Source organism: Allgaiera indica (genome assembly GCF_900106675.1).
In the GTDB taxonomy this organism is placed as follows: domain Bacteria; phylum Pseudomonadota; class Alphaproteobacteria; order Rhodobacterales; family Rhodobacteraceae; genus Acidimangrovimonas; species Acidimangrovimonas indica.
This window is the reverse complement of the sequence record NZ_FNOB01000011.1, coordinates 134465-149585: the sequence shown is the minus strand read 5'-3', so window position 1 is coordinate 149585 and position 15121 is coordinate 134465. Positions and strand designations below refer to the sequence as shown.

At 60.2% G+C, this 15121-nt stretch carries 15 protein-coding genes and 2 pseudogenes; 8 read left to right on the top strand and 9 right to left on the bottom strand.

What is annotated here, in order from left to right:
* Positions 1-267, top strand: a 267-nt coding sequence (locus BLV97_RS11960; RefSeq protein ID WP_143037521.1) for an SDR family oxidoreductase, incomplete at its 5' end; no start/stop codon positions are given.
* A gap of 59 nt (positions 268-326) precedes the next feature.
* Entirely contained in the window at positions 327-1229 is a 903-nt protein-coding gene (locus tag BLV97_RS11955; protein ID WP_092164075.1) for a DMT family transporter, read from the top strand.
* Positions 1230-1424: 195 nt separating this feature from the next.
* Here the strand turns inward: BLV97_RS11955 and BLV97_RS11950 are convergent, their stop codons facing one another.
* From BLV97_RS11950 to BLV97_RS11935, 4 genes and pseudogenes are all read right to left on the bottom strand, one after another.
* Positions 1425-2789 (bottom strand): DUF7986 domain-containing protein, encoded by a 1365-nt coding sequence (locus tag BLV97_RS11950; protein WP_035846003.1) that lies wholly within the window; start codon positions 2787-2789, stop codon positions 1425-1427.
* A 190-nt stretch (positions 2790-2979) separates the two neighbouring features.
* Positions 2980-3219, bottom strand: a pseudogene (locus tag BLV97_RS21970) (transposase); the annotation flags it as partial.
* 304 nt (positions 3220-3523) lie between these two features.
* Positions 3524-4141 carry an RES family NAD+ phosphorylase gene (locus tag BLV97_RS11940; protein ID WP_035845984.1) on the bottom strand — a complete coding sequence of 206 codons (618 nt, stop codon included), beginning with the start codon at positions 4139-4141 and terminating at the stop codon, positions 3524-3526.
* Positions 4142-4150: 9 nt separating this feature from the next.
* Entirely contained in the window at positions 4151-4807 is a 657-nt protein-coding gene (locus BLV97_RS11935; RefSeq protein ID WP_051646279.1) for a hypothetical protein, read from the bottom strand.
* A gap of 220 nt (positions 4808-5027) precedes the next feature.
* Here BLV97_RS11935 and BLV97_RS11930 point away from each other — a divergent pair.
* From BLV97_RS11930 to BLV97_RS11905, 6 genes and pseudogenes are all read left to right on the top strand, one after another.
* A pseudogene (locus tag BLV97_RS11930) lies at positions 5028-5436 on the top strand (transposase); the annotation flags it as partial.
* Between the two features lie 64 nt (positions 5437-5500).
* The gene (locus BLV97_RS11925; RefSeq protein ID WP_035845978.1) at positions 5501-5827 is read left to right on the top strand and encodes a helix-turn-helix domain-containing protein; all 327 of its coding nucleotides are present in this window, start codon (positions 5501-5503) and stop codon (positions 5825-5827) included.
* Positions 5824-7089 (top strand): type II toxin-antitoxin system HipA family toxin, encoded by a 1266-nt coding sequence (locus tag BLV97_RS11920; protein WP_051646278.1) that lies wholly within the window; start codon positions 5824-5826, stop codon positions 7087-7089. The genes BLV97_RS11925 and BLV97_RS11920 overlap by 4 nt, the downstream gene beginning before the upstream one ends.
* A gap of 270 nt (positions 7090-7359) precedes the next feature.
* Complete coding sequence (locus tag BLV97_RS11915) at positions 7360-7857, top strand: exonuclease domain-containing protein (RefSeq protein ID WP_081825175.1); 498 nt, start codon at positions 7360-7362, stop codon at positions 7855-7857.
* A 193-nt stretch (positions 7858-8050) separates the two neighbouring features.
* Positions 8051-9127, top strand: a complete 1077-nt coding sequence (locus tag BLV97_RS11910) for a ParA family protein (RefSeq protein WP_160169199.1) — start codon at positions 8051-8053, stop codon at positions 9125-9127.
* 10 nt (positions 9128-9137) lie between these two features.
* Positions 9138-9725 (top strand): HEPN domain-containing protein, encoded by a 588-nt coding sequence (locus BLV97_RS11905; RefSeq protein ID WP_035845976.1) that lies wholly within the window; start codon positions 9138-9140, stop codon positions 9723-9725.
* Positions 9726-10179: 454 nt separating this feature from the next.
* Here BLV97_RS11905 and BLV97_RS11900 read toward each other — a convergent pair whose 3' ends face one another.
* From BLV97_RS11900 to BLV97_RS11880, 5 genes are all read right to left on the bottom strand, one after another.
* Entirely contained in the window at positions 10180-10368 is a 189-nt protein-coding gene (locus BLV97_RS11900; RefSeq protein WP_051646276.1) for a hypothetical protein, read from the bottom strand.
* A gap of 86 nt (positions 10369-10454) precedes the next feature.
* Entirely contained in the window at positions 10455-10838 is a 384-nt protein-coding gene (locus BLV97_RS11895; RefSeq protein WP_035845971.1) for a hypothetical protein, read from the bottom strand.
* A complete protein-coding gene (locus tag BLV97_RS11890; RefSeq protein WP_051646275.1) occupies positions 10838-11236 on the bottom strand; it encodes a hypothetical protein in 399 nt (132 codons plus the stop codon). Before BLV97_RS11890 ends, BLV97_RS11895 begins: the two co-directional genes overlap by 1 nt.
* A 324-nt stretch (positions 11237-11560) precedes the next feature.
* Positions 11561-13252, bottom strand: coding sequence for a site-specific integrase (locus tag BLV97_RS11885; protein ID WP_035845969.1), 1692 nt, complete (start codon positions 13250-13252; stop codon positions 11561-11563).
* Complete coding sequence (locus BLV97_RS11880) at positions 13252-15108, bottom strand: site-specific integrase (protein WP_035845966.1); 1857 nt, start codon at positions 15106-15108, stop codon at positions 13252-13254. Before BLV97_RS11880 ends, BLV97_RS11885 begins: the two co-directional genes overlap by 1 nt.
* Positions 15109-15121 lie beyond the last annotated feature (13 nt).

The following is a 15121-nucleotide window of genomic DNA, read 5'->3' as shown; positions in this document are numbered from 1 at the left end:
TCGGGCGTGTTTCGCGCGGGCCTTGCCGCCTTCGCCAAGCTTTATGCCGACAAATACGCCGCGCAGAATATCCGGATGAACAACGTCCTGCCCGGCTTCATCGACAGCCTGCCCGAGACCGAGGACCGCAAGGCGCGCATCCCGTTGGGGCGATATGGCCATGCGGGGGAAGTGTCATCGCTGATCTCGTGGCTTGCGTCCGAGGGGGGCGGCTACATGACCGGCCAGAACCTGCGGGTCGACGGCGGGTTGACGCGCGCCGTCTGACGGCGCCCTGACCTGCACGCCCTGGAAAACATGACGACTTCACCAGAAGGAAGATCTCGATGCGGTCGCGCGCCTATATTGCTTTTGTGGTTCTGGGGTTCGTCTGGGGCAGCAACTTCATCTTCATGAAGTGGGCGCTGGCGCTGATTTCCCCGGCACAGATCGTATTCCTGCGGGTGCTGTTCGGCTTCCTCCCGATCCTTGGAGTGGCTTTCTACAAGGGCGTGCTGACACGGTCGCACCTGCGCCATGCGCCGCATTTCCTGGCTATGTCGGTGTTGGCAACGGCGTTCTACTACTTTGCCTTTGCCAAGGGCGTATCGCTTTTACCGTCCAGCATCGCAGGGCTTCTGAGCGGGTCGATTCCACTATTCACCTTCCTGTGTGCCTGGGTGGGTCTGCGCAAGGAGCCTCCGACGCTGATGATGGCCATGGGGGTCGCGATCGGCTTCGCCGGAATCCTGTTGATCGCGCAGCCCTGGCAGGCCGGGCTGGGGGTGAGCCTGATCGGGACGGCCTGGATGCTGCTGGGCGCGCTCAGCATTGGCGGGTCATTTGTCTACGCCCGTCGGTTCCTGAGCGGGCTGAACATCCCGCCGCTGGCGCTGGCCACCTATCAGACCGGGTTCGCCCTGATATTGCTTGCTGCCACGACGAGCTTCACCGGGATCACACACCTGTTTGCTGATCCGCGTGCCTCCGTTGGTCTTGTCTTGGGGCTTGGGCTCTTGGGCACCGGGCTTGCCTATGTGCTTTATTACTACATCGTGGCAGAGCTTGGCGCGGTGGTCGCCTCGGGCGCGACCTACATCCCGCCGGTCGTCGCGCTCGCGATCGGCGCGTTGGCGGGCGAACAGGTCACCCTTTCCGATGGCATCGCGATGACGCTGATCCTGGCCGGGGTCGCCGTGTTGCAGGCCGGACGGCAGCGCCCTGCGAAGAAGGGGCTTCTTGCGGCATAGCGTCGTTTGCCAAGTTTCGCGAGGGTGCGCCGCAGGCGATGAAGAGGTTCTTTGTCCCCCGTCGCCCCCATCAGCGCCCCTGAGAAATCTGAGCTGATGCTGAACGGGGGCACCAGCCCGCCGCGACTGCCCTTGTGGGCAGCAATGGGCGTGCTCCAGATCTCGGTCGTCCGAGAAAAAACAAAGCCGACACTCCTACTGTCGCTTGTCACCGAGGCCCAACTCATCCCACATCCAGCCGAAATCGTAGTCGGCCATCGGGGATCCGATGTTCTTCGCGCTGGCATTTTCCAGGTATTTCAGCCACTCCACCACCTTCGTCCGCCCGGCAGCACTGCGAACTGCCTTGCGTGGTGTCTTGCCGTCCAATGCCGGGAGCGGCTGGTCCAGCGTTTCGCGATAATGGCGATCCAAGTATTCCAGAGTGACCTGACGTGCAATCTCGGGCGGGACCTCATCCGTGCCGTCGAAATCCTCGTCCGGCTGGTCTTCCCGCTCCCGCATGATCTGCTCGACGGTTTGAATCTTGGTCAACGGCGGTCGCAGCAAATCGCCGGTGGCGTCCTTGATCAACACCTCACCGCGAAGCGCACGTTCTTTGGAGTTGACTTCGAGGATCAGAGCCTTGCCTTTGAGTTCAACCGTTCCGAGCACGGTTCCGCTCTCGGTGAAGGTTCCGAAAGCCAGCCCTGACCCCTTCCTCTGTGTTTGTCCTTTCTTGCTGCGTGACTTGGGGGCCAGCCAGTTCCAGAATTTCGCCCCCGCCGGTTCCAGTCCGGTCACCTTTCTGAGCGCGGCGGCCACCTGGCTCTGCAGCACGCCTTTGGCGAAGGGAAACCGAAGCTCGTGAAAGAGCAGGTCTTCGCCATCGGTGTTGGCCAGCTGCGGCGCCTGCGGCTCCAGAACCCGTGGCAGTTCGGTAAACAGCCATGCCGAGCTGAATAGCGGAGCACAGTCGCGCAGTTGCTCCTCCGTCAGCCGAAGCTCTTGCGATTTTCGCAATCGCAGAACATCGCGCATTCCCTCGAAGAGGAGATCTGTCGCCTCCTGTGAAAAAGGCAGTAGGCCCCCAGAGATCACGTGGTGATCCCGAACCGGAACAATCCGGACGGCGATCCGGTCCCACTGCTTCAGAGACCGCGTGGCGCTCTTCTCGCGCACGGTCACAGGGGCCGCCCCAGTCAGAAGGTCTCGCAGTTTCATGGAGGCGCCCGGCTTTACATCGCTGACCTCGTGAAGGCTGACATGGGCATCGCGCAGGCCTTCGATGTAGGCCCGGTTCAGCGCCTTTTCCGACCAACCGCGACGCTTGAGGTAGACATCGATGATATTCTGTCCGCCCGGTTCCCACCCGCGAGACAGGAAGTCCTCGAAGGCACAGCCCCAGAGCGTCCAAGGCACCTGCTCGCCCAGGAGCTCTTCCAGGTCTTCGAAGTCGAGATCGAATTCTTCCATGGCGGGGAGAAGATGCTCATCCAGCACCGAGGCGAGCCGCTCTCTCCAGGCTTCATCGCGTTGAGAAAATCGGATCAGACCGTCGAGATCATGTCCTTCCTGCACTGGCTCCCTCCTCCACGACGGGACTACGAGCGATTGGTAAAATTTTCGGCGGAGCACCACAAGCAATTGGTGATCGACGCATCCGCCCGCCCTCAGCATCCGCTTCGTGCCTACACTGCAGCCGTCCTCTCAGCGAGAATGCTGCACCTTGCATGAATGTCGTCTCGCCATCCTGAAGGACCTGCATGCCACCATCACCGGTCACGGTGCCGATCTCCTGATCCGGCGGGATCTGATCCAGGAGGTCCGGCAGGACGGGGCTGTCGCCCTCGCGGCTGGACGTGAATTCCACGGCCAGGATGTCGCCGGAGCCCGTGTCCATCGCAAGATGGACCTTGCGGTATTGGCGTCTGCGGTGCGTGCCGTGCTTGCGAGCGAGCCACTCTCCATCCCCGAGAAACTTGATCCCTGTGCTGTCGACCAACAGGTTGCGCGCGTCGGCAAGCAAGACCTGAACCGCATGTGGCAGGTCGCCCTGTCCCGCGGGTTCAGCCAAGCTCAAACCGCGACCGCCTAAGTGCCCCGTAAGAAGGATGAGATCATCGTAGTCGCCGTTAATGACAGTCGCAGAATCGGTCGATGCGGGGTCCAAGCGGTCATCGCGCTACGAGCCCTCGGCGGGTCATTCTGCTTCATTTACTGCAAAAGGCTGGCCCGTATTTACCCGCGGTGATCGGGTGAGAAGATCCTGGATGTCATCGCGAAGCCTTTCCAGCAGGTGAGGTCTGCCTCTCCTAACGGGTGATCGTGAAGCCCGCGCGCCGGCCCGCGTCCGCGATGTCGGCCAGAAGATCCGGATCCGCGCGCACCTCGCGAACGGAACGCGTCTGGAAGTTTCCGGCCTGCGCCCGGCCCTCGAAGATGAGCATGGCCTGGGCCGAGTTGTCCCGGACCGAGTTCCAGATCAGGCCGTCCGCGGCGGGATTGTCGCGCCAGGCCTGGAGGGCAAGTGCCCGGCAGGCCGGGTAGGACGAGATGTTCGGTGAAAAGACAGTGGCCGCGTCGAGGCCCCAGCCGATGAGTTCGGGTGTGAAGAAGGGGATAAGCGTGAGGTCCCGAAGCGGCGCGATGAGACTTGCGCCCCGGTCGTCCAGCGATCCGCGCGGAATGCCGGCATAGGGGTCCGGGATCCCGCGAAAGAGGGTTTCGTAGGCCGCGCCATCGAAAGTCGTGGCGGCGTAGAAGGTCGGGATGCAGGTGGTGCCGTCGAAAAGCGGTGCGAAGCGGGTGGGAGCCCCCTTGCAGGGGTTGAAGCTTGCCCCGGGATAATCGACGTGATGCAGGCGATGAAGGTCCGTGCCGGCGGCCAGAGTGACTGGCCGGGCGACACGGGCCGGGTCCGGGAGTTTCATCGAGATCCCTTATCCAACCGGCAGGGCACCCGCATGGCGGGCAGCCTCGATGACCCCGGGGTCGCCTTCCCTGATGCAATCGATCGGCCTTTTTCCGTCGAGATGGAAATCGCGGGCGACGAGCCAGAAGGCGCGCTGCCAGGATGTGAGAGTCCCGGGCAGGGCTGCGAGCACGTCCTTCAGGAGCGGCAGCGGCTGTCCGCCACTGTCGAACTGGAATGCGGGAAAGAGATCCCGACCGCCGTAGGTCACGGAGCAGATCCTGCCGGCCCGTTTCCACGTCGCGGCGGTCTGGGCGGTATTCCGGCCCTTGTGACCGACATTTGCATGCACTTCCGCGCTCGTCAGGGTCTTGAAGTCCTCCAGAAAGCGGGTGCGCAGCGCCGCGTTGTCGGCGTCGATCCTGGTCTCGGCCTGGTCGAAGGGATCGAGGTCGAGGAGGCCCTCCATCATCTTCTCGATGCGCTCCTGCTGGCGCGCTGCACGTTTCTCCTCGAGGAGGCGCGGAAGGTTGCGGAGAACCCCGCGCCCGACCGTGAGATCGCTTGCCGAGGTGAAGGTGACGACAAGCGCGTTGCGCATGTGGCCGAGCGCCTGCAGGACGTCCGACCGGGGCAGGCTGCTGTCCTTGCCGTCGGCCTGGATGACGTGGATGTTTTCCTTCATGGGCGACCTCCTCGGGTGCGTACCGGCGTCGTCAGTTATCTTGCATATATTGTATGCTGATATTCGAGATATGCAAGAGCCGGGTCCGGTCGACGGGATCGGTCGGCAGCAGGAACGCGTCGCGGCGGGAGATCGGTTCCGTTCTCCAGGCAGGAGGACCTTGTTGCACATATCGGTGAAGAGGATTCACTGAACGAATCTGGTGCTTTAGAAGCGGCCCATGCCGAAGCCAAGTCCCACCCGCTATCGCACGACAAACTGGTCCGCTTACAATGCAGCGCTGCGGCGCCCTGGCTCGCTGTCGGTCTGGTTCGATCCCGGCACGGTCTGGCGCGCCGGAAAGACCGGCAAGCGGGGGCGGCCCGAGACGTTTTCGGAATGAGGAGGATCAGAAAACAGCGTGGGGCGCTGTTTTCCCGACGAATGCGGTCCAGCTATGCCTCACGCTGAAAGTGATCTTCGGCCTTCCGCTTCGGCGAACGGTTGGGCCGGTCGAGAGCCTGATCCGGATCGCTGGGCTCGACTGGCCGGTGCCGGACTATTCGACGCTGTGCCGACGGCAGGCGCGGATCGGGGTGAAGGTCCCGTACCGCCGTTCGGGCAAGGGGCCCTTCAGCCTGGACGCTGATTTGCGTAACAACGCCAAGGAAGCTCCACCTTGCTTCTGCAAAGATTCCGCACCATATAGCTACTATGATGTTCGTTGATGTTCTCAGGCGCGGCGAGACCCCGGGAGTGGCAGCTCTATCGGAGGCCGTGCGCAACCGTCGTCTCGGCCTCAACCTGTCCCAGGAAGACCTCGCGAAGGCGAGCGGCGTCCCGCTCTCCACACTCAAGAAGTTCGAACGGACAGGTCAGATCTCGCTGGCCTCCTTCCTTGCCATTTGCGACGCGATCGCGGTCGGGCACAGGCTCAATGACGTGATCCCGCCGGCGCCCCCGTCCACCCTGGATGAGGTCGAAGGACGCACTCCAAGGAAAGTGCGAAAACGCGCCTCGCCGCGCGGGAGACAGCCGTGAGGCTTCGCGCGTCGCTCGATTTTCACGACGGCCAGCCGCAGGTCGATGTCGGAACCCTGGCCTGGAACGATGCTGAGCGTCGCGCCTATGTCGAGTGGAGCGATGAGGTTCGCGAAAGCAGTCTAAAGCTCTCGCCTTTCCTCGTCACGGATTGGTCCCGCCTCCACACGACGAACGACCCCCGTGCGTTTCACGGACTTCCTGCCGTCTTCGGAGACAGTGTTCCCGACGGCTGGGGAAGGCTCCTCATGGACCGGGAACTCCTGGTCCGGGAAGATCACCTTCCTCGACCGATGGCTCATCTCGCGATGGTCGGTCGCCATGGCATGGGGGCGCTGTGCTACGAGCCGGCGGATGAGACCGCCAGGCGCGTCAGCGATCTCTCCCTCGACTATTTTGCACGGACATCGGACGATCTCGAGCAGGTCGACCACGATGTGCTGGCGGGACTGCGCGCCGTTTCCGGCGGCTCGCAGGGCGCCCGCCCGAAATTCGTGGCACTCCTCGATGAAAAGACTGGACGCTACCGCGACCACAGATCGGAGTGGCAGTCGGGCCTGAGGCATGTCCTCGTCAAGCGCGCCGCGCGCGACGACCTGCCGAGTGCGGTGCCGATCGAGGCGGCCTACGCCCAGGCCGCCCGAGCGGCCTGCATCTCGATGGAGAATACGGAAACTGTCCAGTCCGATAAAGGCGAACGCTTCTTCCAGACGGACCGCTTCGACAGATCCGGGGCGCGACGACTCCATATGCAGTCCGCCGCCGCCCTCACCGACCAGAATTTCCGCGCCGGCTCCTTGACCTACGAGAGTCTCTTCCAGATCTCGCGAAGCCTTCACGGAGATGACCGGGATGCCGAGCAGCTTCTCCGGCGCCTGACCTTCAACATCGCCGCCGTGAACCAGGACGACCACGCGAAGAACCACGCCTACCTCATGACCCGCAATGGCTCATGGACGCTGTCGCCGGCCTTCGACATCACGCATGTCCGAAGCCCGTCCGGCTATCATGCCATGGGCCTCTCGGCTGACGATATGGACATGCGCCCCCAAGCAATCGTGAACCTCGCAGGCCGCTACGGCATCGAGGAATCCCGAACCCGCGAGATCGTGCGCGAGGTCTCGGACGTCGTGGACGCGCTACCGGAATTCTTAAAGGAGCAGGGTGTGCCTCCGAAGACAAGGAAGGCGATCGGCACCGCAACGCGCGCGGCCATGAAGCAACTCCCTCTGGGACGTTACGGTCGCGATCGAGCGCGATAGCGGCGAGCATCCAACATCGGCAAACGCGCCCGGGTCGGCGAAAATCATCCCGCACCGGGCAGAGTTCGCTTCGCGTCATCGCGTTCAGGCCAATATCCTGGATGACCGCGGGCCGACCGGGCCCTCGCCAGGAAAGGAAAGACGATGCTGAACGAGGGCGCGACGCGGCAGATGCTGGAGGAGTTCCGGCAGACCCCGGACATGGTGATCCTGGACGCCGAACAGACCTGCTGAGAGGGGTCCTGGGAGCGCCGGCAGGCCGGGCGCCCTCTGCCGACCGACCTGCGAGAGGTCATCCAGATCGGCGCCGTGCGCGTCGAGACCCGCACCTTCTCGGTCATCGATCGCTTCGAGCTGGTCGTGCGCCCGAAGGTCAACCCGGAGCTCAGCGACTTCTGCCAGGCGTTCACGTGCATCTCGCAGGCGCGCCTCGATGCCGAGGGCATCCCCTTTGCCGCGGCCCTGGGCCGCTTCGAGGCTTTCCTGGATGGGGTGCCGGTTCTCGTCTGCAACGCCGATGCCGACGTCTACCGGGAGAACGTCGAGATCAACGATCTTCCGAACAGCATCCCCGAATACCTGCGCACGCGGGGGCGCCTCGAGGCGATCCGTAACGAGTTTAACGCCCTTCCACTTCCTGCTTGGGCTCGCTGGCAGCGAGCGATCAGAAGGGCGGGGAGCCGACCTTCGCTGCGAACCGGACGAACGACCGGAAAGCCCAGAAAGCGCTGCACCTGGTTGATGGGACCGCGGCGGTCTGAGGCGTGACAGCAAGCCGAATCTGACGGAGGCATAACATCATTGATCCGTCAGAGACCGAGATAGCCAGTCGCTAAGCATAAATCCTGCGTCAGCCCCGCGACATTGTTGGCGAGGAAGTTCTAGCCCATGCACACTAACATATTGTTTATTTGCCAGTTTCATGGTTACGTCAAGAAAACTGCAACTTCGGAAAGCACAAATGCCAAAAAAACCTCAAGCCAAAAGAATTGCTTTTTTCAACCACAAAGGAGGTGTTTCGAAAACAACGTCAACCTTCAACATCGGCTGGAAGCTGGCAGAAGAGGGAAAGAAGGTTCTTCTTGTCGACTGCGATCCGCAGTGTAATCTTACGGGGCTCATGCTGGAGTATTCTCAAGACGAAGAATATCCCTATGAAACCAATGATGTAAAGAATCCACGAAACATTAAAGATTCCGTTGCGCCCGCGTTTGATGGTCGTCCCCGACCAATTGAAGTCTCCGAAATACAATCAGTTCCCGGAAGATCCAACCTTTTCATCCTTCCGGGGCATGTTGGGCTTTCGGAATACGAAAGCAGGTTGGCGATCGCACATGAGCTCGGTGGAGCGCTGGTGAATTTCCAGAATATACCAGGCGCAATTGCTCATTCGATAAATATCACAGCGGCAAAGAATGGCATTGATGTTGTGCTCATTGATCTGAGTCCCAGCCTCGGGGCGTTAAATCAAAACATCTTGATGAGCAGTGACGCATTTATCATACCGATGGCACCAGATTTCTTCTCTGCGATGGCGCTCCGTTCTTTGGCAAAAACGCTTCCTGTTTGGGGGGAGTGGTCCAAGAATGCTGGGGAGAATTCGATACTCAAATCCGCAGATTACCCATGGACTGGGAAGCCGGTTAAATTTGTCGGATCAATTGTGCAGAACTACCGAAAGAGACTTAGGGATGGAGAGGATCGGCCAACCCGTGCGTTTGAAAAATGGTTCAATAATCTCAAGTCGGTGCTCCAGTCCGATCTTTTCGAAAGCTTCGAAGCTGCAGGCTTTTTACTTGACGAAGAAGCATATAAAGAGATGAATTCAGACCCGAAAGATTTCATGGTTGAGGTGCCCGATTTCAATAGCCTGATGGCGATTTCGCAAGATCTTTCGAAGCCAGTTTTTACACTCACGCGAGACGACATCAATACATCTGGTTCAGTTGCGAACAATCAAATCGCAAGTGTGTCGACATTTGATGGAATCTACAAAAATGCCGCAAAGAAAATCTCTCTAGCGCTCAAGCATATATAATGCATATATAATGGCGTTTTACTTTGCAAAGGATGGGTTTCAGAAGTGCGTCGCGGATGCAAGGAGTCTAATCAGTGTAGCTTCGGTCTTGCCCATCAAGGATCAGGATACCGCCATCCGTGGCAGCTTGATGCTGATCGTCGGAGCTTTCGATTTTTTTATTCACGAGGTGATTAGAGTCGAGGTGTCGAGAAGAGTTGCTTCTTTCCCAGAGAGCGTGAATCTACAAGTACCCTTTAGTGTTACTGCTCGGGGGGAAGCCAATATGGGAGCTGAAATTGATCTTTTCGTGCGCAAACAGAACTCCTTCCGTTCTTTTGTCGGTTCTGCAAACATTAAGGAGTGCTTTTCTTCGATCTCAGTAAACATCTGGTCAGAGCTTGAAAATTTTAACGGAAGAGATTCAAAAGAAACGCGGAAGAAGCTGGATCTCATTTGGAGGTGGAGAAATAGAGTGGCTCACGAGGGGGATTTGGTTCCAAGCAATTCTAGTTTTGTTTACTGGGGAATTTACTCAGGCGATGTTACGGACGCTGCGGACTTTCTTGTGGACTTGGCTCAAGACATTACGGATCTGATCGAGAGCTTAACGCCATGAATTCCTCCCAAGACAGTCGCCGACCCTAAAGCTTCCGTTGATAAACGGTCCGAAAACTGTGTGGAGGGAGGCCTTGATCAGGAAAGAATTATACCGAGAGGGAAGTGCGTCCAGTGTCTGGCGCGACGGTGGGCAGCATCGGTATATTGCAAATGACCAGCAGCCTAGAGAAATGAGCATCGATAGCGGGCGCGACACCTCGAGGTTTTGACAGACCATTTCCTATGCTATTACCAAATTGTGCTGTCAAGCGCGGCGGGAAAGGCTCAGGGACCGGTCATCCGCTGCGCGTGGCATGAACTGCCGCCAAAGGCCGTGCGTGTCACTCCGCGCGTCGGACGATTGCTCAACCTGCGCCGATCGGCGTAAACATCAACCAGGCTCCGGTCACGGCTGGATGAAACACCCACGGCAGGTCAACCGATGACTTATTGAGGCGTCATCGCGGATCGGTTCAGGTGTAGACGCCGGCGTCGCAGGCTGCGACGAACTCGAGTACTGCTTGCCCGCGACCTTGATCGACCAATTCTCGTGCGGTTTGCCCGCTGAAGCCAGGCACCGTGACAAAGGCGTACCATATGTACGCTTCTTCGAATGTCTCGAAGCGGGGTGCGATGCGCTCCAGGATATCCGCCTCTTCCATGACTGCCCCTCCTGTTCCTCAAGTCCCTGTCACCAAAGCTGATAGGATCACCGGGCGGCAACTGACCGCCCGGTGACGCAGCCCAGTTAGTTCTGTTTCGCCAGACCCTGATCGAAGGCACCGATCGCTTCGGCGAGAAGGCTGGCGATCGCCGCCAGCGAAGCGCCAAGCTCCGTGGTCTGCCAGTGCCGACCATAGGGGTCGACCGGCCTGTCGCGTGTGTAGGCCTGCCGCCCGAACCGGTTCTCGAAGAGGATTTGTTCCCGCACGACTGCCAGCATCGTGCGGCAGGCTTTCAGGCGTGCGCTGTCTTCTGCCTCCGGGTTCAACATGTCGTGGTAGAGCGAAACGCTCGGCGAAAAGACAGGAGCGTTCGCGTGGGCCCTGAAATGGATCAGGACAAGCCATTGGGCGGCCATCCGGGTGCAGTTGCGGCCCATCGCGCGATGAATGCTCAGAGCCTCCGCCATCACGCAGCCCCGCGCACGTTGGTCAGGCCGGAGAGCCGGAGCGCCTCCAGCGCGCGAACGCCGCGATCGACGGCCTCCGCGCAGTGACGGGCCTCGTCCGCACGAGGATCGTCAGGATGGATCGCAGCGAAACGATAGGCCTCCTCGCTGCCCAGGGTGTCCGCGAACTCGAGATGCAGCAGCCGGCGCAGGGCATGCAGGTCCTTGCCCCAAGACGCGGTGTCATCGCCGGCCCGAGCGCGGGCGACCACGGTACGGGCGCGCTTCGCCCACTTGGCGCCACCAAGCAACGTAGCGGAGGCAATCAGACTGTCGCCCTCATCCCGCAGCCAGTCGATGAAGGCGCTGGCCTTGTTCAGGTTGCGGAGCAGGGATTGGAGATTGGGAGTGTATTGCATTTCTCACCTGTCTGGTGTGTGCGTCCCCACAATGGGTCCGCGTCAAGAATCTCCCGTGTCAGCTTGTCTTCCCTATTGAGGCACGGGCCATTCACAACCCCTTTCCTTTCGTGTTGCCAAACCTTCATGCCCGCCATTTCAATTCGACAGCCCAACCTTTCACTCAAGGTGCCCTGACAATCGGCGCGGCTTCACCGAGAATGCCGCGCCGATTGTCGGGGTGACCTGAGTACAACCAGTCCCAAACCGCACCCGTACTCGTCGCAACGGAGTGATTGTTACCTTCGCGGCGCCAACATGGAAGGTCACTCGACCCTCTGCCAATCAGCTCAGGCCCGGTATGGCGAGTGCGCGATTTGCGAGGTCGGTAACATGCTGGATTGCCTTGCTGCGGCGAATCTTGGTCGCAAAGACCTCATACTCTTTCTGGGACATCAGGTTGCGATGTTGCAGCATGGCGCTGATGGTCTGACGGTCTTCGCCCTCGGCGACCAAGGCATCCACCCAGAGGCTCCGCATGATGTGAGGGCCGAAGCCAAAACCGCTTTCCCGCCGGAACAATTCAGACAGGCCTTGTGCGCTGTAGAAGTCCCCGGTCTTGCGGGATGGAAAGAGCGGTTTCCCAATCCGTTCTTCGTAGGTTTGCCAAAGGTGTTCGGACATGACGCCCTGAAGAAGAGCGCCGTCGAGAAACGGAGTCGCCTCATCAGGCAAGCGGACAGGTTCGATCGGGGTCCCTGCCTTTTGCGTGGAGCCCGCGATGAGTTGCCAGCCGCGAGGGGTTCTCTTGATGTCAACGCCGACGCGAAGCTTGCGAACGTCTGCGCGGCGAAGTGGATAGAAGACCAGAAGCGCGATCAGGCCGGCGCCGATGCATTTCGGGTTACGAATGGCGATGCGAGTCTCATGCATCGCTGCCTCGAACAGTTTTGCCGCACTTTCGAAATAGCTCTCAAGTGTTAAGGGGTGTTGGGCAAGTTTGCGTTCCTTTGCCTTGATTTCGAGCGTGGCTTCGCCGCAAAAATAGTCCGCCGTCGCGTTCAGATCCGCGCGCAGATGTTTTCCCTCGACGAAAGGAATGAGTGACTTGAGCACGGTCGCGCACGACGTCGCCGTCCAGCAATCCTCGGCGTTGTGGTTCTCGCGATATCGTTCATGTTGTTTGACGACGTGGTCGACAAAGATATCCAGTGCAGCCCGGTTGAGTGAAAAGCTCTGACCGTTCTCCATCAGCACGTCGTGCAACACGGTAAGCGCAAAGCGATGTCCCCGCGTCGCAGCCTCGGAATAGGGGGCGCCACGGCCTTTCTTTCCGATCTTGCGGGCACGTCGCAGGAGTTCCTCGACTTCGGGAAGATGTCGGGCCCGAGCGTCCAGGCCCTGAGGTGGATATGCCTCCCGGTGAAGGTGCAACATCTCGGTTCGGAGAATTGCCAACTCCGGGGTGCCCGGATCGAGCAGCTCGAGACCTACAACCAGCTTACCCATTCTTAGGTATTTTCGCAGCGACGTTTGTTCTTCTGTCAAGAACATTTGGTCGATGAGGCCATCTGCGGGAAGTTGCGGGTGCCGCTGTCGAAACCGTAAGTAATTGTCGAGTTCCCCGAGGATCTGGCGGCCATCTGCTTGTCGCGCCTCAAGCATTTCGGGCGCGAGCAGTCGCATATAGTCAGGCCACCAAGGAGAGGCCAAAATCCTATCCTGCACTCGCATGTCCGGAGCATTCTCGAAGAACCAGTCCCGAACGAGCAGGTCGGAACTCAAGATGCCGATCCTGTAGATGATGCGGAACTGACTATTTGCCGTGGTGGCGCTGAGAGTGGCCTGAAGGTGCGTGCGGAACTGCCGGGCGAGATTGACGCCCAGTTGAACTGCCCCGGCGTGAGCACGGCTGAACTCAGTGTACTTGGTCAAGACGTTCTGAGCACGTCGTTGCATGAGCTCGTCGCCGGCTTCTTTCAGTACGGTTTGCAAGGCGGGGACGCAAGCGACCGGCCACTCCTGAAAGCACTCCATCAGATCGACATCCCCTTGAATTTCCGGGCGAGAGCCTCCATCGCGCCTTGAATGAGTTTCGCCCGATTCACGAAGGCGTAGGACTTTTCCACTGTCCCAACTGTGTCGCCGAGCAGTTCGGCGATGATCTCGAGGGGAACGCCGTCGGCGTAGAGAAGCGTCGCCAGGACGTGCCGGCACATGTGCGGCGTGATGTAGCAGCCCGCCTCCGCCGTGTGGCGGCGCCAGATCCGACGAAGCGTCTCGACGTGAAGGCCCGCGAAGAGCAAGTGCGGTTTGCGGCGCTCCTTGGTGCCGACCTTGTATTTCAGGATCAGCGGATGAGCCTCGGAAAGGTACCATTCGAGGATAGCCCGGGGATCCACCGTCCGGCTCGGCGCGATCGGGACGCCATCGGCGAAGTGGCCGTTCTTCGTGATGTAGCCGGGAATGTTGAAGATAACCTCCTTCGACTCCTCAGGAAACACGATGTGAGGGCGCACGCCGCCGGCGACAAGTTGGGCACGCGTTGCAAGGCGAAGCGGAAACCGGGTCGCAATCGCCGTATTAGCAGCCATGATCGCGAGGTCGAGCGCGCGATGCTGCTCCCGGCTGATCTCGCCACGTTGGTCCTCGGGACGCAGGCCATTGAAATTCGCGATCAAGGGGCGGGCGAGATCGAAGAAGTGCTTTGGCATCTGGAAGAAACGACGTTGGCGGTTGAGATCACCCACGAAAGACAGACAGGTCTGCCGCTTGAACGCATCGAATTCGCTGCCCCCATCATTGGGGTCCTTGGCGAGTTGTACGGCCTCGAACAGCTCGTCCGGAAGGCTGGCCTTGAAGCCGGGGGACAACCACTCGAGAAACTCGATCACGGTCCGCGTCCGTCCACGACGGGTATCAACGCTGCAGGCGCCTCCGAGCTTGCCATCGGCGCAGGCCATGACAACGTCGTGGAGGATGTAGGGTTCAGCGTAGAGCTTCGGATCGATCGGTGCGGCCTCGTCAATCAGATCGAGGCTGCAGAGGCCGTTCCAGTACCAGTCGATCCCTTGCTTGATCGACTTGGCGCGGTCGGGCCCCACGCCGTGAGTGGAGATTTCCCGTTTTTCGCTGCCCAGAGGAAGCACCTTGCTGCCGTTGATACGCTTCGCGATGTAAGCATCTCGAGTGATCGCGTAGGCAGCGCCGACAGGCGGGGTCTGCCGTCGACCGGAAGCAACAAAAGTCGGCAGGCTCCCGATCGGCGACCTCGGCAGGAGATCCGACGGAACCATGTTGGTCTCGCGAAGCGAGTCGATAAGCCTGCACGCGTTACGGATGGCGTCCCTGGGCCCAGAGCGCAATTCGGGAACGAACTGCATGATCAAGGAGGCGCTGAGCTGGGCGATGGCAATCCCGCGCTCGCGGCACTCCGCGGCGAGAATGCTGATCGCGATCATGTCGTATTGATCGAACCAGGCCGGCGTCCCGCACTGACCGGAAAGATGATTGATGAGTTGTGCCCAGTCGTCGTCAAGCGCGCTCAAGGCAACCTTCCGCATGCGGCTGCCACTGGCGACGTCCATGAAGCGCCTGCTGTTGGAGTACCAGGTGTAGAAGCTGGAATAGCTTTTGAAGCCGCAGTGCTCCGGCGCGGTCTTGCTCAGAAGGTAGCGCTCGAAAAGCGCGTCATGACTGGCCACGTCGCACACGATCAGCTGGGGCGACGTCATTCCGGCGACAGCGCGATAGACCTTGGGAATCTTGTTGACGGATCCGCGGATTTTCAGCCGGGTCTGCTCAGCCCAGGCGTCATCGAAGTCGCCGCGTGCGAAGCGGCCCTGCGCCTCCGGCAAGGTGATGATGTTAGTTTTGGAGGTGTCGTCGAGCATCGGTCCGTGCTCC